Source organism: Streptomyces europaeiscabiei (assembly GCF_036346855.1).
Classification (GTDB): Bacteria; Actinomycetota; Actinomycetes; order Streptomycetales; family Streptomycetaceae; genus Streptomyces; species Streptomyces europaeiscabiei.
In genome coordinates this window covers 8,146,831-8,167,761 of record NZ_CP107841.1, presented here as the reverse complement: position 1 = coordinate 8,167,761, position 20,931 = coordinate 8,146,831, and the positions used below count along the sequence as shown (strand labels likewise).

The following is a 20,931-nucleotide window of genomic DNA, read 5'->3' as shown; positions in this document are numbered from 1 at the left end:
CATGGCCGAGAACGCACGTCAACACCCTGGAACGGAAGGGAAGTTGACAAATTCGCTGCGTAAATCCCAGGCCAGAGCTTTGTCAGGGGAACGGTCGGAAGGTCATTCCGAGGAGAGACGGAAGTTCATGCGGCCGAAACTCACCTGATCGCCGTCGCGGACGACGGCCGCGCCGATCACCCGACGGCCGTTGACGGTGGTGCCGTTGGTGGAGCCGAGGTCGCGCAGGATCCACAGGCCGCCCTGCCGGCTCAGCTCGGCGTGCACCCGGGAGACCGTCTCGTGGCTGAGCCGGAGCCCGCTGCCCGGGTCCCGGCCGATGCGCAGGTCGTGACCGCTCGCCGGGTGCGGCAGCTGGAGCTTGGGGAGCCGCTCGGCCTGCCAGGCCCGGCGCAGCTTCACACCGAAGCCGGAGACCGCCCCGACGGTGCCGAGCACCAGCCGTGACCAGCGCTTCTCGATGGGCAGGTCGGCGGTGAGCGCGGCGAGTTCGTCGGAACGACGGGCGGTGAGGGCCAGCTCCATCCGCCGGATGAACGTGTCGTGCGACAGGCGGCCCAGTGCGACGCCGTCACGGAGCGCCCTCAGCGCGCGGTCGCGCTCGGCGTCCGACAACCGCGCGGGGTAAGTGTGGAACTCGAAGGACGACGTCACGCGTGTGATTGTCGGTCAGGGGAGCCGGAGGTGTCCAGACAGGCCGTAAACGGTGACCATCCCCGGACATGGCCGACGGGCGGGGCGACTCGCGGGGCAAAAGCGGCGATCCGTCCGCGCGGCGATCTCGTTTGCCGCACGATGGACGACAAGCGGTTCCGGGGGCGTGTCCGTGCCTTCCCGGAGCGGCTTGCCCCCTGACTACCCAGGATCATGACCGGCAGCCGAGGGAGAACCGTCCGTGCAGTTCGAGGTGTGGGCACCGCAGGCCGACCGTTCGACGCTCCACCGCGCGGGCGCGGCGCACGCGATGGAGCGCGATCCGGAGCGGCCGGGCTGGTGGACCGTCGAGGCGGAGGCGTCGGACGGCACGCGCTACGGCTTCGCCGTCGACGACGGCCCGGTCCTGCCCGATCCGCGCTCGCGCCGTCAGCCCGACGGCCCCGACGGGCTGAGCGCGGTCGTCGACCACGCGCGGTACGCGTGGCGCGCGTCGTGGTCCGGGCGCGGACTGCCGGGCGCGGTGCTCTACGAACTGCACGTCGGCACGTACACCCCGGAGGGCACACTGGACGCGGCCGCCGAACGCCTCGACCACCTCGTCGAACTGGGCGTCACCCACGTCGAGTTGATGCCGCTGTGCCCCTTCCCCGGGACGCACGGCTGGGGTTACGAGGGCGTCTCGCTGTGGGCCGTGCACGAGCCGTACGGCGGCCCCGAGGCCCTGAAGCGGTTCGTGGACGCGGCGCACGGACTGGGCCTCGGAGTCGTGCTCGACGTCGTGCACAACCATCTGGGCCCCTCCGGCAACTACCTGCCCGTCTTCGGCCCGTACTTCACCGAGCGGCACCACACACCCTGGGGCGCGGCGGTCAACCTGGACGCGCCCGGCTCGGACGAGGTGCGAGCGTACTTCCTGGGCAGCGCGCTCGCCTGGCTGCGCGACTACCGCCTCGACGGTCTGCGGCTGGACGCGGTCCACGCGCTGAAGGACACCCGCGCCCTGCACTTCCTGGAGGAACTGTCGACGGCGGTGGACGCGCTCGCCGACGAGGTGGCCCGGCCGCTGTTCCTCATCGCCGAGTCGGACCTGAACGACCCGCGCCTGGTCACCCCGCGCGCGCAGGGCGGGCTCGGCCTGCACGCCCAGTGGAACGACGACTTCCACCACACCCTGCACACCACCCTGACCGGTGAAGCGCAGGGCTACTACGAGGACTTCGCGCGGGCCGGCCTGGCGGGTCTGGCCAAGACCCTGACGGGCGGCTACTTCCACGACGGCACGTACTCGTCCTTCCGGGAGCGCCGCCACGGCCGGCCCCTGGACCGTACGAGCGTCTCCGCGCACCGACTGCTGGGCTACACCCAGACCCACGACCAGGTGGGCAACCGCGCCCAGGGCGACCGTCTCGCCGCCGCCCTCTCCCCCGGGCTGCTGGCCTGCGCGGCCGCGCTGGTGCTCGCCGGCCCGTTCACACCGATGCTCTTCATGGGCGAGGAGTGGGCGGCGGCCACGCCCTGGCAGTTCTTCACGGACCACACCGATCCGGAGCTCGCGGAGGCGGTACGGCGGGGGCGGCGCCGCGAGTTCGCGGCGCACGGGTGGGCCGAGGAGGACGTCCCCGACCCCCAGGACCCGGCGACCCGCGACCGCTCCTGCCTCGACTGGTCCGAGCCGGCGCGTGAGCCCCACGCCCGGATGCTGGCCTGGTACCGCACCCTCATCACCCTCCGCCGCACCTTCCCCGACCTGTCCGACCCCGACCTCTCCGACGTCAAGGTCGCGTTCGACGAGGAGGCCCGGTGGTTCGGCTTCCGGCGCGGGGATGTGCGCGTGGCGATGAACCTCGGCAAGTCCCCGGCCGAGATTCCGGTCGGGGTCCCGCACGCGCGGGTGCTGGCGGCCTGGGATCCGGTGGCGGCGCCGGGGGCGGACGGGGTGCTGACGCTGGGCGGGGAGTCGTGCGTGGTGCTGACGGTGGCGTGACCTGCGTACCCGGCGGCTGGGGCCGGGCAGGGGTGGCAGGCGCCTACCGGCGCTGACAGGGCACCGCCGCGCCCACCCGTGCCGCCCCAGCGGCACGACTGCCCGCAGTCATGCGGACGGGCGAGAAGGCCGACACCGAAAGGCCGCAACCCCTCAGAGGCGCAGGAAACCACACGATCAGCCACATCCCACCCGCGATCGCCCCCCAACACGCAGCCCGCAGCCATGCGGACAGACGAGAAGGCCGACACCGAAAGGCCGCAGCCCCTCAGGGGCGCGGGGGAACCACGCGATCAGCCACATCCCACCCGCGGTCGCCCCCCAACACGCAGCCCCGAGCTATTGGGCGCCCCTCAGTCCTCACCCCGCAGATCCGTCACCCGCTCCAGCAGAATCGGCTCCCACGTCCGCCGCAGCCGATCCCGAAGAACCGGAAGCGGCGCGGCGCCCCGGCCCCGCAAGCCCTGCGCGAGGGCGACGACCGTGTCGCAACGGGCGAGCCAGAGGCCGCGCAGACACGGGCGGGCGCCGTAACCCGCGAGGGTGGCCGCACGGACGGCGGCCGGGGAGCCGACGGCCGTGGCGAGGCAGGCGATGTCCTCGGCGGGGTCACCGATGACCGCGTCGGTCCAGTCGAGGACGCCACGGACCCGGCCGTCCGCGCTCACCACGAGGTGGTCGCCCGTCAGTCCGTGATGGACCAGCACCGCGCCCGGCGCCGTCAGCTGCGCGGCACTCGCGGACGTCAACTGCCCGAGCCGCCCCGCGTCGAACTCGTCGGCCTCGGCGAGCAACCGCGCCGCACGCCCCGCCGCCGTACGCAGCGCCTCCAGCGAGCGCGGGGCCAGCCGCGGCACCCCGAGCGGCTCGGCCTGCCGCAGCGGCACCTCGCGCAGCCCCGTGAGGAGCGCCGCCAGATCGGCCTCGCCGACCGCGGACACGTCGTGCTCCTCCGCCGTACCGCCCGACAGCCTCGTGTCGAGCGTGTACGTGAGGCCGCCGGACCACTCACCGTGCGCGACGCTCACCGGGACGGCGACGCCGATGTGCGGACGGACCACGTCCCGCAGCCGCAGTTCACGCTTCTGCCGTCCGACTCCGTGCCGGTCGGTGGTGAGGCGCAGCACATGGCGGGCGCCGACCCACCAGGTGCCGTGCGTGTCGTCCCCGGCGACGGGCCGCACTTCGGGTCCTTCGCCGCCCTTGCCACCGCCGGGCCGGCCCTCCCCGTTCTTCAACAGGGAACGGACCAGTCGGCGGACGCTGTCCGCGGTGGGTGTCGGTGCCTGGGTCATGGTCGCGCCGTCGTCCGGGGGCTCAGAGGAGCGAGGGTACGTGGTCGGTCACTCGACCACCGCCATCTCGCGCGCGGTGTTGTTGAGGCGTCGCCCGCCGTCCTCGGTCACCGTCACGATGTCCTCGATCCGTACGCCGAAACGGCCCGGCAGATAGACGCCGGGTTCGACCGAGAAACACATGCCGGGCACGAGGGGACGCTCCTCCCCCTCGATCATGTACGGCGGTTCGTGGGTGGTGACGCCGATGCCGTGCCCGGTGCGGTGGACGAAGCGGTCGCCGTATCCGGCGTCGGTGATGACCGCGCGGGCGGCCCGGTCGACGTCCTGGCAGGCCGCGCCCGGCCGTACCGCGCGGAACCCCGCCTCCTGGGCGGCCCGCACGATGTCGTGCACCTCGCGCTCCTCCGCGGCCGGTTCGCCGACGTGGACCGTGCGGGAGGTGTCGGAGCCGTAGCCGTCCTTGAGGCCGCCGAAGTCGAGGACGACCATGTCGCCGTGGCGGATGACGCGGTCGCCGGCCTCGTGGTGCGGGTTGGCGCCGTTCGGGCCCGACGCGACGATGGTGAAGTCGACCTGGGAGTGCCCGAACCGGCGCAGCAGCCCGGCGAGATCGGCGGCGACCTCGGCCTCCCGCCGCCCGGCGAAGGGCACCTGCCGGATCTCCTCGTACGCCCGGTCGGCGGCCGCGCCCGCCGCGGCCATCCGCTCCAGCTCGGCCGTGTCCTTCACCGCCCGCAGCATCGGCAGGGTCTCGGTCAGCGCCACGTACGTCGTCCGGGGCAGCCGCCGCTGCAGGCCGAGCAGGTGCAGCGCCCAGGTGTTGTCGCTGACGCCGAAACGGCCGCGCGGGCCGAGGACGGAGACGGCCGCCTCGTACGGGTCCTTGCCGTCGGTCCAGTCGTGGAGCGCGAGCGCGGGGCCGCCGGGTGCCGCGGCGGCGTCCGGGGCCTCCAGGGTGGGGACCACCAGCACCGGGTCCTCGCCGTCACGCAGCACCAGCATCGTCAGCCGCTCGGTCTCCGGCGGCCGGTGCCCCGTCAGCCACACCAGGTCCGGGCCGGGCGCGACCAGCAGCCCGTCCAGCCCGGCGTCCGCGGCGGCCCGCTCGGCGCGCCGCATCCGGGCCCGGTAGTCGCCGGCGGTGAAGGGCGCGGGCAGGGCCTCGGTCGTGACGGTCGCGGGCCCGTCGTCGGGTGTGCCGGTCATCCATGCCTCCGTCTGCTCGGAGTTCCCTGGGCCTACGGGCAGCATCCTGCCCCTCCGCCGCGGCACACGCGAGCCGATTGAGTCATGACGTCAACTGTCGTACGCCTCCGGTGTCGGCTCACGTGGACGAGCCGGACCCCGGGCAGCAGCACGCCCCCGGAGAGCCCGCATCCCACTCCCGCTAATGATTGAGGGTTGCCCATCCGTTAGCACTAATGCTTGTATGCGACTGTTCCATTAGGACATGCATCGCCCTAGGAGGCGTACGACGATGCTCGTACTCGCGCACATCAGTGATCTGCATCTGGACGGGAGCGACCGGGCGACCCGGCGGGCCGAGCGGGTACGGGATCTGCTGTGGGGGCTGCCGGGGCGGGTGGACGCGCTGCTGGTGACCGGGGACATCGCGGACCACGGCACGGAGGCCGAGTACGAGGAGGCTGCACGCATCCTGGGGCTGCGGGAGGGCGGGGCACCCTTCCCGGTGCTCACCTGCCCGGGCAACCACGACAGCCGGGCGCCCTACCGCAAGGCGCTCCTCGGGGAGCCGCCCGCGGACGGGCCGGTCAACAGTGCGCACGTCTTCACGGACGCCGCCGTACTGATGTGCGACTCCAGCATTCCCGGCCGGGACGAGGGCGAGCTGGACGCGCAGACGTACACGTGGATCGAGGAGACCCTCGACGGACTCGACGGCGAACGGCCGGTGCTGCTCGCCTTCCATCATCCGCCGGTGGCACTGCACCACCCGCTGCCGGACGCGTACCGGCTCGGCCAGCCTTCGAAGCTCGACCGACTGCTCGGGCGCCGGCCGGAGATCGCGGGGATCATCACCGGACACGCCCATACGCCCGCCGCGACCACGTTCGCCGGGCGCCCGCTGGTCGCCGGCCCCGGGGTCACCTGGACACTGCGGCTGCCCTGGGAGGGCGACCAGGTCGCGGACCGGGAGGCACCGCCCGGCCTGGCCTTCCATGTGCTGGACGACGAGGGACGGCTGACGAGTCACTTCCGGGTCGCAGCCTAGGGCCGGAAAGCACGCGTCAGGTGACGACTCCGGGTACGGCCACCAGGTACTGACGGGTGCCGTTCGCGTGGCGCACGACGAGCCTGAGCGCCGTTCCGGGGCGGGCGGCGCCGATCGCCCGCGCGAGGTCGGCCGCCGTGCCGGTCCGTCTCCCGCCCAGGGCCAGGACGACGTCACCGCGGACCAGGCCCGCGGTGTAGCCGGCGCCGGGGACATGGACACCGGCCACGAGCGCGCCTCGGCTCCGGGCGTCTCCGGGGGCGTCGACCACTTCGACGCCGAGGGCGGGGCGTGCGGACGCCGTGGCCGCGGGGATCGAACTGCCGCTCCCTGGCGAGGACCTGGGGCGACTCGACCGCGAGCGACCGCCTTCGCCCGGCCCGGTGGAAGCCTCCGGTCCGCCCGGCGCACCCGCCCGCAGCTCCGCGAGTCTGCTCATGCCGATCACCGTGGCGCCCATCGTGCCGAGCCCGACGCCCGACAGGACGAGGACCGCGCAGGTGAGCAGGGCGAACAGCAGGGTGATCAGTCGCTGCCGGGCGCGGCGGGGTGCGGCGTGCGGGCGCCGGGCGGTGCCGGACGGGTGGCCGCCACCGGACTCCTGGCCCGGCATGGGCTTGGGTCGCAACGCGGTCTGTTCCATGGTGTCGCCTCCGGCCGGACACCTACCCGGCGCACCACGGCACGACGAGCCACGAAAGAGTGAGACTGACGCTCCGTCACATCCAACTTTCGCGTCGAGCCTTCGCACCGAACCATCACTTCGAGCCATCACTTCGAGGTGTCACTTCGAGCCATCACTTCGACGTGTCACACCGAGCCGTCACACCGAGAACTCACACCGAGGGCTCACACCGAGCCGTCACACCGAGGACTCACATCGCTTGCGGCCCGGTCAGCTCCCGCACCAGGGCCGCGGCCCCTCCGCGGGGGGTTCCGCCGTACACGAGCTCCGTGCGGTGCACGAGGCGCGGTTCGACCAGGGGGACGGCGACCGCACCGGGGACGTCGGCTGCGAAGCCGCGGGGCAGGACGGTCAGGCCGTGTCCGGCGGCGGCGAGGGTCGTCAGTGTCCGCAGGTCGGTGCCCTCGTAGCGGAGGGCGGTGCGGACACCGCCGGTGCCGCTCGCAGCGCGGAGCCGGTCCAGCGGGAGGCCCGCGCCGGGCGCGTCGAGCCAGCGGGCGTCGGCAAGGTCGGCCAGGCGAAGTCCGGGGCGACGGGCGAGGGGGTGCCCGGCGGGGAGGAGCACACAGACGGGTTCCTCGCCGATGCCCCGGGTGGTCAGGGGTGCCACGTCGGGGAGCCGGAGGGGGTCGCTGGGTGCGGCGAGCCCGTCGACCAGGCCCAGGTCCGCGGTGCCCGTGGCGACGGCAGCCGGGATGTCGTCGCGGGCCAGGGTCCGCAGGGTCACCCCGGCGGCGGGCAGCGCGGCGACCGCCTGGGGGCCGAGTGCCGTCGGGGTCGCGGCGAGCGTCAGTCCGTGCTCGGGTGCGGCCGCCATCCGTACGACGTCGGCGCGGGCCGCGTCCAGGCGCAGCAGCAGGGGGCCGGCGTGTTCGAGGAGCCGCTCGCCCGCCGTGGTGGGGACGACGGGGCGCCTGGTCAGCAGCGGGGCGCCCAGGTCCTGTTCCAGCGCGGCGATGTGCTGGGACACCGCGGACTGGGTGTAGCCCAGCTGGCGGGCCGCCTCGGAGAAGGAGGCGAGCCGGGCCACGGTGACGTACGTACGCAGCAGATGCGGATCCATGCGCACAGGATCGCGCACCGGCCCATCAGCAATGCTTATCAGAGGTGCAGGAATCATCGTTGGACGTGAAGTCGGCATCGCGCCCAGGATGACGGGCATGACACACAGCGCGGCTCAGCCCGCTTCCTCCGCCACCGCCCGATCCGCCCGGCTCGCCCTCGTCGGCGACCGTTCCCCCGACGTCGTCTCGCACAGTCGGATCCCGCTCCTCCTCGACGCCCTCGCCGGGCGCGACCGGCTCGTCCTCGACGCGTACTGGATCCCCTCCGAGGACGCCGCTGCCGACGAGGGAGCGGTGCGGGGCTTCGACGCGGTGTGGGTGGTGCCGGGCAGCCCGTACCGCAGCGAGGCCGGGGTGCTCTCCGCGATCCGGACCGCGCGGGAGGAGGGCATCCCGTTCCTGGGCACGTGCGGCGGCTTCCAGCACGCGCTGCTGGAGTACGCCCGGCACGAGTGCGGGCTCACCCGGGTCGCGCACGCCGAGACCGAGCCGGACGCCGAGGACTTCCTCATCGAGCCGCTCGCCTGTTCCCTGATCGGACACGAGGCCACGGTCGTCGTCGAGCCTGGCTCGCTCGCGCAGTCCGTGATGAACGCCGAGCGGTCGGTCGAGCGGTACTTCTGCGCGTACGGCCCGACCCGTCACCTCGACACCCTGCTCGCGCACGGGCTGCGGTTCTCCGGGCGCGACGAGGCCGGACACGTCCGGATCGCCGAACTGCCCGGCCACCCCTTCTTCCTGGCGACGCTCTTCCAGCCGGAGCTGGCCGGCGACGGCAGCCGTCCGCACCCGGTCGTGCGGGCGTTCGCCCGAGCCGCGGTCGAGCACGCGACCCGGGCGGCGGTGCCCCAGCCGGCGTGACCCGGACGGGAACGGGGACGGCGCGCCTCGGACGGGGGCTCAGCCCGCGTACTCCGGCGCGAAGGACAGGACCGGCGGCCGGTCCGGGACGAAGCCGTGGGCCCGGCGGGCCAGGAACTCCGGCTTGTAACGGTCCACCCGCTGGTGCCAGTTGAGGATGCCGGACAGCCAGTTCTGCAGGTCGGTCACATAGCCGCCCATGATGGCGCGCGCCTCCTTGGACAGCCCGAAGTCGTCGTAGACGACGGGGAGTTCATGGGCGACGACATGCTCGAACTGCTGCATCCGCTGGGTCATCAGGTCGTGGATCACACCGAGCGCGGTCGGGTAGTCACAGCCGAAGAAGTTCTGCACGACGAGGATCGCGTTGTGGACCTCGCCCTCGTACTCGATCTCCTTCTGGTAGGAGAAGACGTCGTTGATGAGGCACGCGTAGTCGATCGCCGCGTTCTCCAGTGAGCGGACAGGGCCGCTGCGGTAGACCGCGTCCGGGACCTGCGGGCCGTGGCCCATCCGGCACATGCTGAGGGTGAGGTCGGAGCCGAACGTCGCGCGCCGCATCTCCAGGTAGTCGACCGGGTCGGGGACGCGGTTCTGGATCTGGTTGAACACCTCCCACACCCAGCTCTCGGTCATCTTGTCGACGGACTCCTTCAGGCCGCGCCGTTCTTCGGGGGACATCGCCGCCGTCGTCCGCGCCCAGAGGTCGATGAGGCCCCGTTCCATCCCGTTGACCGCGACGGGCACCTGCTCCCCCTCGACGGGCATGCAGTCGGAGAGCCGGGCCGTGGTCAGGCGTGCGGCGGCGAGGTCGCGGCGGTGGCCGAAGACGAGGGGGTAGTAGTCGTCGCCGTAGGTGCCCCAGGCCAGCCAGGCGGAGCTGAGGTCGAGTTGCTCGGGCGTGGCGTCCGGGTCGAGGCCGGCCGAGCAGAGCGGAAGGTCGGCGGCGGCGAGCCTCTCCTCGTCCCAGACGCCCTCGCTCAGCATGCCCATCGCGTGCATCCAGGCGGTGAGGCGGGGGCGGGCGCCGTCCAGGTGCGGGCAGAGCTCCGCCTTGAACGGCATGTGGAAATCGGGCAGCAGGGAGGGTCCGACCTTCTGGTACGGCGTATGCGTGTGGGCACGCAACCGTTCCGCGGCGGCGGTCGCGAGCAGCGCCCCCACGTCGGCGGCTGACGTGCCGAACCCGGGGCGGGCGACCAGGGCGGGGCCGGAGAGGACCGCGCCGCCGAAGTCGAGCGGGCCGCGCGAGGAGGTGGCCCCTTCGTTCATGTAGCGGCTGGAGCGCATGTGCCACTCGTGGCCGCCGGACTGCCAGTCCTGCAGGCCCTTCGTGTACGCCGCGACGGCGGCGATCGCGTCCGGGGTGAGGCCCTTCTCCAGGGCGAGTCCGGGGACTTCGGTGAGCGCGGTGTTCTCGAACTGGTGCAGCCGGGAGGTGAGGATGTCGTTGACCGTCTCGGCGGCCTGCTGGGTGCCGCAGCCGAAGAAGGTCTCCAGGACGAGCACGCCGTTGCTGTTCTCGCCCTCGTCCTCCACCTCACGCTGGTACGAGAACAGGTCGTTGCGCAGATGGACGGCGTCGGAGAACGTCTCCATCAACACCCTCAGCGGCCTCGACTCCGCGACGGACGCCGGGACTTCGGCGGTCGCGTACTCGACGAGACCGGCCGACCAGGGCGCGCCGCCGACCTTGCGGCGCATCTCGATGTACTCGACCGGGTTGGCGATCCGGCCCTCGTTGATGTTGGACAGCTCCCACATCGACTCGTTGAGCAGATGCTCGGTGGCCACGGCGAAACGGCGGCGCCAGTCCATCGACATCGCCGGCACCGTACGCGCCCAGAGGTCGGCGAGGCCCGCCTCCACCGGGTTCTGCGGCTCCGGGACGGGGGTCGACAGGTCCAGCGGCATGAAGAGCGGGAGTCGGTCGAGGTGGGCCTTGCCGCCGGGGCGGTCCTGGGAACGCTTGAAGAGTTCCAGGAAGTGGTCGTCGAAGAAGAACACCCACACGTACCAGTCGGTGATGAGCGAGAGCGCCGGGCCGTCGCAGTCGGGATGGGTGTACGCGCACAGCAGGCCGTAGTCGTGCGCGTCCAGATCCGCCTGGTCCCATACGCCGGAGCCCTCCAGCATGCCCATCTCCCGTGCCCACTCGGAGGAGTGGGCACGGGCCTCTTCGAGGTGGGGGTTCAGCCGCGCGGGATACGGCATGTAGAAGTGCGGGAGTTCGAACGGCTGCGTCATGGCCGGGCCCTACCCGTGGTCTCCGGCGGGCATCCGGATGGGGACACATGATCACACCATCGCGTGAATCCGGGGCGGTTTTCTCGCCCCCGCCGCCCCTACCCCTTCCCGTCCCCAGGGGCTGCGCCCCTTCGACCCCCATCTGCGGGTTCGGTGGGGGCTGGTCGCGCCGTTGCCCGCGCCCTTCGCAAGGCTGGGGCTGCGCCCCGCCCTTCGAGGGCGTTCCCGACCCCCGTCATGTTCTGGTCTGGATCAGGGCCCGGGTTCCGCTCGTTCGCCAGCTCTGGCCCTCGGCGGCCACCAGGGCGGTCTCCGTCTCGGGGGTCAGGCCCGTGATCACGTCGGACTTGAGGGTGCGCAGGGCGGCGACCGGGCCGGGGAAGTAGGAGGTGACCTCCGTGAAGGGGGTGGTGGGGGGCCAGAGACGGTCGCCCACCAGGCGGCGGTAGTTGAGGTCGCCCTTCATCAGGGTCAGGTCGGCGGCGGCGAAGTCGTCGCGCAGGTCGGGAGGCATGTCCGCGTAGGGCAGCGGGGCGCAGGAGAAGGGGTGGGCCCGTAGGGTCAGGCGGCCTTCGGAGAGGGCGCGGTACAGGCGGTTCCCTGCGTCGGTCCTGGCGGACACCAGGTGCCGTACCGCGTCGAGGGTGTCGGCGGTGGTGGCGTCCGAGACGAAGTACGGGTACGGCTTCAGGTGCAGGACGGCACGGTCGAAGTGGCCGTGGGTGAGGAGGTGGTCGATGAGGAGGAGATCGGGGAGCAGTTCGCGGCCCGCATTGTCGGCGACGAGGCAGAGGGTGCGGTCGGCGGAGGCCGTGGCGCCGTCGGTCAGCAGGGAGAGCAGCGACTCGCTGTCGTCCGAGACCAGTTGGGCGGACGCGGCCGCCGTGTTCTCCTCGGCCGTCTGGATGCGGAAGCCCAGGTCCGCCCGGTTGCCCCAGAGGGAGCCGTGGAGGAGGGACTCGAGCTGGTCCGGGAGGGGTCGTTCCGACAGGGGGCCGAGGGCGGTGAGTTCGGCGGCCGCCTCGGGGGTGTCCAGTTCGGCCAGCTTGAAGGGGCGGAAGGGATCCACGCCCTGCCAGGGGCCGGGGCCGAAGTAGCCCACCGCACGCAGGAGTTGGCGGTAGAAGCAGCTCTCGGCGGCGAGGAAGGGGAGGGAGAACCAGGACCGGCCGGCGTAACGGCGTACGTTCCAGGTGTCCCACCAGTCGTCGTCGGCCGGTGGCGTGAGAACGCCCTCGATCCCGTTGTGCAGCAACTCGTCGAGGGCGCGGCGCTGTTCGGGGCCGTAGGGCGTGGCGTCCCGGACCTTGCGGATGAGGGCGGGGTGCCGTTCGGCGAGGACGCTGTGCGGGAAGGAGGCCGGGTCGTCGCTGCGGATGACGGGGGCGTCAGGCATGGCCGTGGGTTCCTTCCGGGGCGGCGGGGCCGGTGGGTGTCCGCGGCGGGAGTTCCACCTTCCTCTGCCGGTCGTCGAGGTGCTTGTCGAAGCCTGCCTCGGTCCACACGTACTTCCTGAACTGGTCCGTCGTCAGCGGGCCCGGCCACGGGCTGCCGGTGGGGTAGAACACGGACTCGCAGGAGGCGCAGTAGTGGGCGGGGTTCCAGAGGTCGTCGGCCCGGGGCTTGCCCGCCGTGACGGTGGTGCGTTCGCGGGACTCGCCGCGGATCACCCAGAGGGTGCCGGCGAAGAGGAGGACGGCGAGGATCGAGCCACCGATCGCGAAAAGGGGTTTGTCGTCCTGGACGCCGTGTTGGGCGAGGCCCGCGCAGACGCCGGCCATGGCCATGCCTTCCAGGAAGTGCACGAAGCTGTCGAACCGCGACTCCACGCCCGGGGCCTTCGCGAGCCGGTCGGCCAGCCCGGAGCGCGGGGCGTCGGGATCGGCGCAGGTGTCGGGAACCGTGCGCACCGCCGGACCCGAAGCCCCGCAGCGGGGGCAGACCACCATGGCCGGAGCCTTGCCGGATTCCCCGCCCGGCCCCTCGGCCGGTCCCCCGGCCCGCCCGTCGGGCGGCCCGGCCACCTCGAACTTCTCTGTCGACATACGCATACGCTAACGCCCGGCGTACATGCGCCGGCGGCCGGCCGATGCCCGCTCGCATCGGTCGGCCGCCGGCATTGGGGGGTGGCGGTCATTCGGTCCGGCCGTTCGGCCGGGAGGGTTCGGCCCGGGGGCCGAGAATCAGAAGGTCAGCTTCCAGTTGTTGAGGCGGCCCGTGTCCGCGGCCGCGACGTCCTGGACGCGGAGCTTCCAGGTGCCGTTGGCGACCTCGCTGGACGCGTTCACCGAGTAGGTGGTGACCAGGTTGTCGGCCGAGTCCGAGCTGGAGGCCTTGAGGGGGTAGGTCGAGCCGTCGGGGGCCACCAGGGTCAGGACCAGGTCACCGCGGTAGGTGTGGGTGATGTCCACGCCGACCTGGAGGGTCGAGGGCGCGTTGCCGGTGAGGCCGGTGACGGGGATCGAGGACTCGATCGCCGCGCCGTTGTCCGGGATGGACACGGCCGTGGTGTTGGTGAAGGTGGTGCCCCCCGTGGAGCCTCCGGTCACCGCCTGCACCGTCTTGGCCGCGTCGGCGAGGCCGGCGCCGCAGCCGCCGGAGCACGTACCCGGCAGAGCGCGCGAGTTGGTCTTGATCGCGGACTCGATCTGGGCCGGGGTCAGCGCGGAGTTCGCCGACTTCAGCAGCGCGGCGAGGCCCGCGATGTGCGGGGCGGCCATGCTGGTGCCCTGGTAGTAGGCGTACGACTCCGAGGTGGGCGTCTTCGTGCCCGCGTTCAGCGTGGACAGGATGCCGCCCGACTCGGCCGTACGGGTCTCGCCGCCGGGGGCCGCGATGTCGACGACCGAGCCGAAGTTGGAGTAGGACGAGCGGGAGCCGGCGCGGTTGGTGGCCGCCACCGAGATCACGTTGTTGCAGCTGGCCGGCGAGAAGTTGGCCGCGTTGGCGTTGCTGTTGCCCGCCGCGACGACGACCGTGGTGCCGCGGTTGACGGCCGCGGTGATCGCGCTCTGGGTCGCGGTGGTGCAGGCGCCGCCACCGCCGAGGCTCATGTTGATGACCTTGGCGACGTTGGTGTTGGCGGGCACGCCGGAGACGGTGCCGCCGGACGCCCAGGTGATCGCGTCGATGATGTCGGAGTCGTAGCCGCCGCACTTGCCGAGCACCCGCACCGGGGAGACCTTGGCACCGTAGGCGATACCGGCGATGCCCTTGCTGTTGTTGGTGGCCGCGGCGATCGTGCCGGCGACGTGCGTGCCGTGCCAGGAGGAGTCACTGGCCGGTTGGTCGGGGCACTCGGTGGCGTTGTTCCAGTCGCCCGGGTCGGCCGGGTTGCTGTCACGACCGTTGCCGTCGACGGAGACCGCGGTGTCGGCGATGAAGTCGTAGCCGCCGACGATGTTCGCGGCGAGGTCCGAGTGGGCGACGTAACCGGTGTCGATGACGGCGACCGTCACACCGGTGCCGGTGACCTTGTCCCAGGCGCCCGGCACGTTCATGCCCGCGGTGGCCTCGGAGAGGTCCCACTGCTTGCTGTACTCGGTGTCGTTCGGGGTGGCCATCGCCGTGTTCAGGCGGTCCGGGGCGACGTAGGCGACCTGCGGGTCGGCCTGGTACTCGGCGATGACGTCGGCGACGTCCGCCTTGGAGAGGTCCTCGCCCAGGTCGACGAGGGCCGCGCCGCTGCCCAGCCGGCGCTGGAAGTCGAGGCTCTCGCCGGCCTCCTTGCCCTTGGCCGTGGCGTCGGCGTCGGCGGCCTTGTTCGACGTGGCCTCGGCGGCGCCGGACTTGTACCCGACGATCAGGCGCTCGGCGGTGGTACCGGGCGCTGCCTCGGTGGCACCGGCGACGGCGGGCGCGGCGTCGGCCTTGGCGGACGGGGCCTGGGCGACGGCGACCGAGGAGGTCATGCCCGCCACCAGGGCGACGGAGACCGCGGCGACGGATATGAGCTTCCGTCCGGAGGTACGGGAAGTGGAGGTACGCAAGGGCTTCGCCTTTCGTGGCCTGCTCATGTCAGGGGAGGAGCGGCAGTGAAACGCTTCTTCATCGAAGCGGCGGGGGGTCCAGAAAGGGATGGCGCGAAGGCCGACCAGGCGCGAGCCTCGCCACCAGGGGTTACCTATGGTTCGGCTGTGCGATGACATTAGGCAAAGCCCAGGTCATGGGGATACGGGGAAAACCCTCGACCCCGGGAGAACTCCCCTATGCCACCCGGCAGTCGGGCCCCGATGTGCCGCTTCGCCGGGTTTGCCGAGGCCCGGCCACCGCACGACCCATGGCCGGATCCGACCGGTCGAACAAGGTCACGGTGTTGAACGCGGCACCCCCGGGTCCCGTACGACACGGTGGACCGCCAGCCCTCGACCCCCATGGATCGGACGTACCGGATGTACCGCTTGTCCGCCCGCCGCACCCACGGCTGCCGCAGCACCGGTCGCCGCGCGGTCACGGCCGCCGCCGTCACCCTCACGGCCCCGTTGCTCCTCACCGCGGGCACCGTCACCCCGGCCTGGGCGCACGGCGCGCCGACGGATCCGGTGAGCCGGGTCTCGGCGTGCTCGCCCGAGGGCGGCAGTCAGGGGTCGGCGGCGTGCAGGGCGGCGATCGCCGCGAACGGCGCTCCGTTCACCGCGTGGGACAACATGCGCATCGCCGGGGTGAACGGACGGGACCGGGAGGTCGTCCCGGACGGGCAGTTGTGCAGCGGAGGGCTCGCCCCCTACAAGGGGCTCGACCTGGCCCGCGCCGACTGGCCCTCGACCCGTCTCTCCCCCGGCACCACGCTGGACCTGACCTACCGGTCGACCATCCCGCACACCGGGACCTTCAAGCTGTTCCTGACGAAACCGGGGTACGACCCCACGAAGCCTCTGACATGGTCCGATCTGCCCGGGAAGCCGTTCGCGTCGGTCACGGACCCACCGCTGCGGAACGGCTCGTACCAGTTCTCGGCGAAGCTGCCCGCGGACCGGTCCGGGCACCATGTGCTGTACACGATCTGGCAGAACACGAGCACGGTCGACACCTACTACTCGTGCTCGGACGTGGTGTTCCCGGACGCGAAGCAGGCCGACTCCGGTACGAAGGGCGGGAGTTCGCAGGAGACGCCCGTCGGGAGCGAGGAGGGCGAGGAGGCCGGTGCAGGGAAGCCGGCCGCCGAGAAGTCCGAGCCCGCCACGACCACGCCCACGCCGTCCACCCAAGCACCGACCACCGGCGCCGGCACCGACGTACAGGCGGCCGATCCCGGCAGCCCCGTCGCCTCCACGACCGACGAGAGCGGCGCCTCCGTGCCGCTGGTGGCGGGCGGTGCCACGGCGTTGGTACTCGCCGTGGGCACCGCCCTCCTCCTTCGCGGACGCAGGCGCCGCTCTCGCATCGACGGCTGACCGGCGAACGGCCGGACTGCCGATCGAGCAACTGATCGGTGACGTGCATCGGTTGAGTCAGTTACCGGCCGCCGGACCGGTAACTGACGTCGGGGGTCGGATCAGTTGGTGTAGACGGCCGCGCCGCCCTGGTTGGCGTCCGTGACCGGCGCGTACTTCGCCGTGAAGTAACCGGTGGCGAAGCACAGGGACGAGCCGGACGTCTTCGTGAACGGCTGGCTGGTGAAGTTGATGCTGTTGTCGCTGTTGTCGGACGTGCCGGTGATGCTGGCCGCCTGGTAGACGCAGTTGATGGTGCCCAGCAGGGTGCGCAGCACGACCGTGGTCTGGAGGACCGAGCCCGACGCCGGGCTGACCGTGACGACGCCGTCCGAGGTCACGGCGGTGGTGTAGGGCAGGTTGTTGACCGTGACGCTGGTGACACCGAGCACGCCGAGGACGTTGCTGGTGCAGCTGCCGAAGGTGTGGGCGTCGACCGTCTCGGTGGCCGTGCCGGGCGCGGCCGGGTTGTCGGTGACCGTCGCGGTGAACGTCGACGCGGCACAGGAGACACCGCTCGTGCCCGTCGCGCTGGAGTAGAACTTGCCGGTCGTGCCGGTCGCCAGCGACGCGTTGAGCACGTCGCCGACCGCGACCGCGTCGCCGGCGAGGCCGCCGGTGGTGAGCACGGAGTCTGCGGCGGAGGCCGGGCCGACGGCGGCCACCATCACGGCGGCGGTGGTGGCGGCGAGGGCAAGGAGGGATCGCGTACGCATGGGGGTGCCTCTTCTCATGATGTGAGGGCCGCGTGACGGCCCTCGGAAGGTGCGGGTGACGGCCCCCGCGAAGCGGGGGCTGCGGTGAGCGCGCGAGTCGACACCGTTCGCGCGGGGGAACGCGGCGATGCCGCACAGCGCCGTACGGTCGCTGCCGATCCGTGACACGCCTTCTCCGTACGTGACGGATCGACAGCGACAGCCGGGGACCGGACACGGCCCAGTGGAGGGGAAGGCGACCGTGCCCGGCACCGCGGTGAGGGGTGGTGCTGCGTCGGGCCGCGCAGCGCGTTCAGGTGGCGCCACCCACACCCCGCCTGCGACGGGGTGTTCGGGACGGTGGCATGCGCTGCGCGTCGGATCCGGCGCCACGGATCCGTGGGGGAAACCCCGATGAGTTGTAGACCTGAGGGACAGTCAACGTCAAGGCATCGCAAGGAAGTTGGTGTCTCAAGATCGTTCATGGGGTGGCCGAAATCAGGGGCCCCTGGCGGTAAAACCAAAGGTGAGAGATGTTCACCTTTCACAGAGGCGGCACAACCAACATCCTTTTGCCACAAGCGCCTTGACCCTTGATTGTAACCACCGGTAACTTCCCAAATGGCTACTGCGGCGTAGCAAGTAAGCCCTTGCACCTACGGGAGGTGCGGTCGGGCGTGCGCCGCAACCGCTGTCCGCGCCAGGACAACGTGCCGTTGAAGCCCCATCTGCAATGACTTGGAAGTCCAGGGAGCACACATGGCCTCGTCCTCGGACGCCACGGCGTCCACCAACGAAAGACCCGAGGGTCCCGAAGCGTCCGGCAGACGCGGGCGGGTCCGCCTGAAGCGCGCCGCAGTGATGGCGGTGCCGGCCACGGCGGTCGCAGCCGGTCTGATGATCCTCACCGCGCAGGGTGCTCTGGGTGTCCAGTTCGCCATCTCCGGCATGCCGTTCGTGGTCACCGCCGACAAGCTCGAAGGCACCGGCTTCGCCCAGTTCGGCTCACTCGACCACATGATCGAGAACAGCCCGAACGAGGGTGACACCGGCGGCCAGGTGCTGGTCGTGACCTCGGTCGTGAAGAACGGCAAGCTGACGAACCTGTGCCAGAGCGTCGACCTCGGCGGCATCCAGCTGGTCCTCACCGCCGGCAACAAGGGCACGCCGGTGAGTGTGAAGAACCTGGCGATCGACTCCGACGACATCTCGGGCGACGCCTCGTTCAACAACATCGAGATCGGCCGTGACTCCAGCACGTTCGACAAGGTCGACCAGCAGGGCCCGCAGGGTGTCTACGGCCAGCAGGCCGACTCGGTCACCATCACCGACCTGTACCAGCACAACTACGCCGCCACCGCGGCCGTCTTCAAGCTCCCCGACCTGCACATGAGCTTCACGAGCGAGGGCTGCCCGCAGTGAGTCGATTCCGGGAATGGAGGGGGCACCGGCCTTTCGCCGGTGGTCTGTTGCTGGTGCTGGGCGGCGCCGAGATCCTGCTGACCATGAAGGCACCGCTGCCGGTCATGCTGAAGGTCGGAATGCAGGGTCTGGCGGGCTACCTGCTGCCCTCGCTGATGATCGTGTGCGGGTTGCTGATCCTCTTCAACCCCACGCAGCGGCTGTTCTACTCCATCCTCGGGATCATGCTCTCGCTGGGCACCTGGCTCACCTCCAACATCGGCGGGTTCGTCGTGGGCCTGTTGATGGGCGCGGTGGGCAGCACGTTGGCCTTCGGCTGGCTGCCGGATCAGGAGCCCCGGCCGAAGCGCTCCGCGAAGCGGAGAGAGAAGCACGCCGTAGAGCTCGGGTAGTCGAGGTCGTTCGGCGCGTGCAGGTGGTTCGTGATTGATCGCGCGGTTCCCCGCGCCCCTGACGGGGCGCGGGGTCGGCTTTTTTACAGTGCGGCCGTGACCGCGGCTGCCGTGAGGGCCGCGCGCAGGCGTTCCGCGTTCGTCCAGTAGCGGTCGTGGGAGAGCGGGACGCGCCAGTAGAGGCCGGGGCCCGAGGTACGGCGCAGCGGCGGAACGGCCACATGGCTGCCGCGGCCGAGGACCTGGACGTCGGGCAGGCGCCATTCGGACGCGTCGCCCGGGGGAACCAGCCAGTACATGATGCCGCCGTAGCCGTCCTTGATGACGGCGCCCGTCTCGTCCCCGAGGGACTTCAGAGCGAGGGCGCCCAGAGCGACCGGCACCCGTACGCCGGTCCACCAGCGCCCGGCAGGCACAGTGCGCACTTCGGAGCTGTAGGAACACATCCAGCGCGGGGCCCTGCTGACAGTCATGGCACTCACCGGCATTTCATGGAGGGTGGGCCCGATCCTAGGAGTCGGCCCGGAACCCGACTTGCGGGTACGCGCAGGGAAGTTGCCGTCGTACGCAGCGGACGCCACGTGATCTCGCCCGGCGACGCTACGGGGTCGTAGCGTGACCGGTCATACACGTTGTGCTGTTGGACTTTTTTCGACCGCAGGAGGGCCCGATGGGCAACCCCACCCCCATGGTGATCGACGCGACCGGCCGTGACATCCACGGTGAGGCCGCCCGTATCCGCGAGGCGGGTCCGGCGACCCGGGTCGTACTGCCGGGGCCGCCCACCGTCGAGGCCTGGGCCGTCAGCAGCCCCGAGCTGCTCAAGCGGCTGCTCACCGATCCCCGGGTGTCCAAGGACGCGCGGCAGCACTGGCCGAGGTTCGGGGCCGGTGAGATCACCCCGGAGTGGCCGCTGTTCACCTGGGTCGCCGTGCAGAACATGTTCACCGCGTACGGCGGTGACCACAAACGGCTGCGCGCACTGGTCTCCAAGGCGTTCACCGCGCGCCGGACGGCCGCGCTGCAGCCCCGCATCGAGGAGATCACCAAGGAGCTGCTCGACCGGGTCGAGGAGAGCTTCCTGCGCGGGGAGGCGGTCGATCTGCGGGAGGAGTTCTGCTACCCGCTGCCGATCCAGGTCATCAGCGAGCTGTTCGGGCTGCCCGAGGAACGCGGGCCGCTGCTGCGGGAGTTGGTGGACAAGATCTTCGACACCTCCGCCGACCCGGGCGAGATGACCGCCGCCTACGAGCGGCTGTACGGCGTGCTGGGCGAACTCGTCGCCGCCAAGCGGGAGTCGCCCGGTGAGGACCTCACCTCCGGGCTGATCGCGGCGCGTGACGAGGACGACACCCGGCTCAGCGAGCAGGAGCTGCTGGACACCCTGGTGCTGATGATCAGCGCCGGGCACGAGACCACGGTCAACCTCCTCGACCAGGCCGTGCACTCCCTGCTGGCCCACCCCGAGCAGCTCGCCCATGTCCGGGAGGGGCGCGCCGGCTGGGACGACGTGGTCGAGGAGACGATGCGGTTCGAGGCGCCGGTGGCGAGCCTGCCGCTGCGCTACGCCGTGGAGGACCTGGATCTCGCCGAGTTCGGCGGCCCACAGGGCGTGGTGATCGGCAGGGGCGAACCGATCCTGGCCGCGTACGCCGCCGCCGGGCGGGACCCCGAGCGGCACGGGAAGGACGCCGACGTCTTCGACGTCACCCGCGCCGACAAGGAGCACCTCGCCTTCGGGCACGGCGTCCACTTCTGCCTGGGCGCCCCGCTCGGCCGCATGGAGGCCCGGATCGCGCTCCCGGCACTCTTCGAGCGGTTCCCGACCCTCGAACTGAGCGCCACGAGCGAGGAGTTGGGGTACGTGGAGTCGTTCATCTCCAACGGCCACCGCCACCTCCCGGTCCGCAAGGCCTGACGGACGTCCCGCAGTCCCCTGGGCCCGACGAATGTCCCGCGTC

Annotated in this window: 18 protein-coding genes; 7 read left to right on the top strand and 11 right to left on the bottom strand. The window is 71.6% G+C overall.

The genetic code is table 11. The features are described 5' to 3' along the window. Positions 1–102 precede the first annotated feature (102 nt). On the bottom strand, positions 103–654 hold the full coding sequence (locus OG858_RS35580) for a DUF1707 and FHA domain-containing protein (RefSeq protein ID WP_037700379.1): 552 nt from the start codon (positions 652–654) through the stop codon (positions 103–105). 241 nt (positions 655–895) lie between these two features. On the opposite strand from OG858_RS35580, the gene treZ reads away from it, so the two are divergent. Next, positions 896–2,641, top strand: a complete 1,746-nt coding sequence (gene treZ / locus OG858_RS35575; protein WP_086749691.1) for a malto-oligosyltrehalose trehalohydrolase — start codon at positions 896–898, stop codon at positions 2,639–2,641. Between the two features lie 353 nt (positions 2,642–2,994). On the opposite strand, the gene OG858_RS35570 is transcribed toward treZ, so the two are convergent. Both OG858_RS35570 and OG858_RS35565 read right to left on the bottom strand, forming a co-directional pair. Continuing rightward, on the bottom strand, positions 2,995–3,936 hold the full coding sequence (locus OG858_RS35570) for an aminoglycoside phosphotransferase family protein (protein WP_086749692.1): 942 nt from the start codon (positions 3,934–3,936) through the stop codon (positions 2,995–2,997). Positions 3,937–3,984: 48 nt separating this feature from the next. Beyond that, positions 3,985–5,145, bottom strand: coding sequence for an aminopeptidase P family protein (locus OG858_RS35565; protein ID WP_086749693.1), 1,161 nt, complete (start codon positions 5,143–5,145; stop codon positions 3,985–3,987). A 271-nt stretch (positions 5,146–5,416) separates the two neighbouring features. On the opposite strand from OG858_RS35565, the gene OG858_RS35560 reads away from it, so the two are divergent. Next, a complete protein-coding gene (locus tag OG858_RS35560; protein WP_319064576.1) occupies positions 5,417–6,172 on the top strand; it encodes a phosphodiesterase in 756 nt (251 codons plus the stop codon). Between the two features lie 16 nt (positions 6,173–6,188). Here OG858_RS35560 and OG858_RS35555 read toward each other — a convergent pair whose 3' ends face one another. Continuing rightward, on the bottom strand, positions 6,189–6,815 hold the full coding sequence (locus OG858_RS35555; RefSeq protein WP_319064518.1) for a PDZ domain-containing protein: 627 nt from the start codon (positions 6,813–6,815) through the stop codon (positions 6,189–6,191). A gap of 232 nt (positions 6,816–7,047) precedes the next feature. Continuing rightward, a complete protein-coding gene (locus OG858_RS35550; protein WP_086750569.1) occupies positions 7,048–7,920 on the bottom strand; it encodes a LysR family transcriptional regulator in 873 nt (290 codons plus the stop codon). A gap of 97 nt (positions 7,921–8,017) precedes the next feature. Between OG858_RS35550 and OG858_RS35545 the strand changes: the two genes are divergently transcribed. Next, positions 8,018–8,782 (top strand): CTP synthase C-terminal region-related (seleno)protein, encoded by a 765-nt coding sequence (locus tag OG858_RS35545; protein ID WP_319064516.1) that lies wholly within the window; start codon positions 8,018–8,020, stop codon positions 8,780–8,782. A gap of 39 nt (positions 8,783–8,821) precedes the next feature. On the opposite strand, the gene cyc2 is transcribed toward OG858_RS35545, so the two are convergent. From cyc2 to OG858_RS35525, 4 genes are all read right to left on the bottom strand, one after another. Then, a complete protein-coding gene (gene cyc2 / locus OG858_RS35540; protein ID WP_319064515.1) occupies positions 8,822–11,029 on the bottom strand; it encodes a germacradienol/geosmin synthase Cyc2 in 2,208 nt (735 codons plus the stop codon). A 235-nt stretch (positions 11,030–11,264) separates the two neighbouring features. Beyond that, positions 11,265–12,425 (bottom strand): damage-control phosphatase ARMT1 family protein, encoded by a 1,161-nt coding sequence (locus tag OG858_RS35535; protein ID WP_319064514.1) that lies wholly within the window; start codon positions 12,423–12,425, stop codon positions 11,265–11,267. Next, positions 12,418–13,074 (bottom strand): hypothetical protein, encoded by a 657-nt coding sequence (locus OG858_RS35530; RefSeq protein ID WP_256960440.1) that lies wholly within the window; start codon positions 13,072–13,074, stop codon positions 12,418–12,420. Before OG858_RS35530 ends, OG858_RS35535 begins: the two co-directional genes overlap by 8 nt. A 138-nt stretch (positions 13,075–13,212) precedes the next feature. Next, a complete protein-coding gene (locus tag OG858_RS35525; RefSeq protein WP_408059446.1) occupies positions 13,213–15,045 on the bottom strand; it encodes a S8 family peptidase in 1,833 nt (610 codons plus the stop codon). Between the two features lie 375 nt (positions 15,046–15,420). Between OG858_RS35525 and OG858_RS35520 the strand changes: the two genes are divergently transcribed. Next, the gene (locus tag OG858_RS35520) at positions 15,421–16,422 is read left to right on the top strand and encodes a lytic polysaccharide monooxygenase auxiliary activity family 9 protein (RefSeq protein ID WP_328544068.1); all 1,002 of its coding nucleotides are present in this window, start codon (positions 15,421–15,423) and stop codon (positions 16,420–16,422) included. A 101-nt stretch (positions 16,423–16,523) separates the two neighbouring features. Here the strand turns inward: OG858_RS35520 and OG858_RS35515 are convergent, their stop codons facing one another. Then, a complete protein-coding gene (locus tag OG858_RS35515) occupies positions 16,524–17,177 on the bottom strand; it encodes a Tat pathway signal sequence domain protein (RefSeq protein WP_086748675.1) in 654 nt (217 codons plus the stop codon). A gap of 738 nt (positions 17,178–17,915) precedes the next feature. On the opposite strand from OG858_RS35515, the gene OG858_RS35510 reads away from it, so the two are divergent. Both OG858_RS35510 and OG858_RS35505 read left to right on the top strand, forming a co-directional pair. Continuing rightward, positions 17,916–18,578 (top strand): DUF6230 family protein, encoded by a 663-nt coding sequence (locus OG858_RS35510; protein ID WP_037700417.1) that lies wholly within the window; start codon positions 17,916–17,918, stop codon positions 18,576–18,578. Beyond that, positions 18,575–18,970 (top strand): DUF6114 domain-containing protein, encoded by a 396-nt coding sequence (locus OG858_RS35505; protein ID WP_234441294.1) that lies wholly within the window; start codon positions 18,575–18,577, stop codon positions 18,968–18,970. The genes OG858_RS35510 and OG858_RS35505 overlap by 4 nt, the downstream gene beginning before the upstream one ends. Positions 18,971–19,053: 83 nt before the next feature. Here OG858_RS35505 and OG858_RS35500 read toward each other — a convergent pair whose 3' ends face one another. Then, the gene (locus OG858_RS35500) at positions 19,054–19,395 is read right to left on the bottom strand and encodes a hypothetical protein (protein WP_256960441.1); all 342 of its coding nucleotides are present in this window, start codon (positions 19,393–19,395) and stop codon (positions 19,054–19,056) included. A 245-nt stretch (positions 19,396–19,640) separates the two neighbouring features. On the opposite strand from OG858_RS35500, the gene OG858_RS35495 reads away from it, so the two are divergent. After that, complete coding sequence (locus tag OG858_RS35495; protein ID WP_319263779.1) at positions 19,641–20,888, top strand: cytochrome P450 family protein; 1,248 nt, start codon at positions 19,641–19,643, stop codon at positions 20,886–20,888. Positions 20,889–20,931 lie beyond the last annotated feature (43 nt).

Bases quoted from the DNA above. Each gene is read 5' to 3' on its own strand.
- OG858_RS35570 (WP_086749692.1), bottom strand. From the start codon at position 3,936: ATGACCCAGGCACCGACACCCACCGCGGACAGCGTCCGCCGACTGGTC.
- OG858_RS35565 (WP_086749693.1), bottom strand. From the start codon at position 5,145: ATGACCGGCACACCCGACGACGGGCCCGCGACCGTCACGACCGAGGCC.
- OG858_RS35560 (WP_319064576.1), top strand. From the start codon at position 5,417: ATGCTCGTACTCGCGCACATCAGTGATCTGCATCTGGACGGGAGCGAC.
- OG858_RS35555 (WP_319064518.1), bottom strand. From the start codon at position 6,815: ATGGAACAGACCGCGTTGCGACCCAAGCCCATGCCGGGCCAGGAGTCC.
- OG858_RS35550 (WP_086750569.1), bottom strand. From the start codon at position 7,920: ATGGATCCGCATCTGCTGCGTACGTACGTCACCGTGGCCCGGCTCGCC.
- OG858_RS35545 (WP_319064516.1), top strand. From the start codon at position 8,018: ATGACACACAGCGCGGCTCAGCCCGCTTCCTCCGCCACCGCCCGATCC.
- cyc2 (WP_319064515.1), bottom strand. From the start codon at position 11,029: ATGACGCAGCCGTTCGAACTCCCGCACTTCTACATGCCGTATCCCGCG.
- OG858_RS35535 (WP_319064514.1), bottom strand. From the start codon at position 12,425: ATGCCTGACGCCCCCGTCATCCGCAGCGACGACCCGGCCTCCTTCCCG.
- OG858_RS35530 (WP_256960440.1), bottom strand. From the start codon at position 13,074: ATGTCGACAGAGAAGTTCGAGGTGGCCGGGCCGCCCGACGGGCGGGCC.
- OG858_RS35525 (WP_408059446.1), bottom strand. From the start codon at position 15,045: ATGAGCAGGCCACGAAAGGCGAAGCCCTTGCGTACCTCCACTTCCCGT.
- OG858_RS35520 (WP_328544068.1), top strand. From the start codon at position 15,421: ATGTACCGCTTGTCCGCCCGCCGCACCCACGGCTGCCGCAGCACCGGT.
- OG858_RS35515 (WP_086748675.1), bottom strand. From the start codon at position 17,177: ATGCGTACGCGATCCCTCCTTGCCCTCGCCGCCACCACCGCCGCCGTG.
- OG858_RS35510 (WP_037700417.1), top strand. From the start codon at position 17,916: ATGGCCTCGTCCTCGGACGCCACGGCGTCCACCAACGAAAGACCCGAG.
- OG858_RS35495 (WP_319263779.1), top strand. From the start codon at position 19,641: ATGGGCAACCCCACCCCCATGGTGATCGACGCGACCGGCCGTGACATC.